The 1,121-nt window shown below is 66.9% G+C and carries 2 protein-coding genes; both read left to right on the plus strand.

All coding sequences use genetic code 11. The features are described from left to right. The first annotated feature begins 27 nt into the window (after nucleotides 1-27). Nucleotides 28-498, plus strand: coding sequence for a helix-turn-helix domain-containing protein (locus ACXC9Q_RS41795; RefSeq protein ID WP_457062597.1), 471 nt, complete (start codon nucleotides 28-30; stop codon nucleotides 496-498). Continuing rightward, a partial coding sequence (locus tag ACXC9Q_RS41800) for an IS630 family transposase (RefSeq protein WP_457062599.1) occupies nucleotides 387-1,121 on the plus strand: 735 nt, incomplete at its 3' end. The genes ACXC9Q_RS41795 and ACXC9Q_RS41800, both read left to right, overlap by 112 nt.

Here is a 1,121-nt window from a genome sequence, read left to right on the forward strand (position 1 = left end):
TCCCCTCTGCCGGACAGGATTGTTGTCGTGCCTTCGCAGGTGAAGCGTCCGGTGGTGTTGACCGAGGCGGATCGTGAGTGGCTGGTTCGGGTGACCACGACGGGGGTGCATTCGGCCGCGGTGATCAGGCGGGCGCGGGTGCTGCTGGCGCTGGATACCTCGGTGGGCGAGGTCGATACCCAGGAGGTGATCGCGGCCCGGGTCGGTGTCTCGACCGAGATGCTGCGGCTGGTCGCTCAGCGGTTCGCCGAGACCGGCGGGGATGTGGATGCCACGATCTCGCGCAAGCAGCGTGAGCATCCGCCGGTGCCCTCGCCGGTGACCGGCGAGGTCGAGGCCCGGCTGATCGCGCTGGCGTGCTCGCAGCCACCGCAGGGCTATGCCCGGTGGTCGCTGCGGTTGCTGGAAAGGCATGTCGCGCTGGTCGAGGACATTCCGGACCTGGATCACTCCACGATCGGGCGGGTGTTAAAAAAACGAGGCTGCGTCCTCATCTGAAGAAGTGCTGGACCATCCCGCCCACGGCGAACGCGCAGTTCGCCGCCGCGATGGAAGACGTCCTCGCGGTCTACGCCAGGCCCTACGACTCGGCCAGGCCGGTGGTGTGCATGGACGAGAAGCCCTATCAGCTCCTCGGTCACGCCCGCGACCCGATCCCCGCCGCACCGGGACAGGATCTGAGGGAAGACAGCGAGTACGTCCGCCGCGGCACCTGCTCGATCTTCTGCTGGGTCGAGCCGCTGGCCGGGTGGCGGCGCGTCGACGCCCAGCCACAGCGGACCAGGACCGACTGGGCCCACCAGACCGAACGGCTACTCACCCTCGACTACCCCGACGCCGAGAAGGTGGTGCTGGTGATGGACAACCTCAACACCCACACCATCGGATCGCTCTATGAGGCGTTCGATCCGGCCAAGGCGTTCGCGTTGGCACAACGACTCGAGATCCACCACACCCCCAAACACGGCTCCTGGCTCAACATCGCCGAGATCGAACTCTCCGCGCTCACCCGCCAATGTCTAGACCGCCGGCTCGCCGACCTCGCCGAACTCAACACCGAACTCGCCGCCTGGCAGCAAGCCACCAACACCACCCAACGCCAGGTCGACTGGCAATTCACC

The organism is Kribbella sp. CWNU-51 (genome assembly GCF_054073265.1).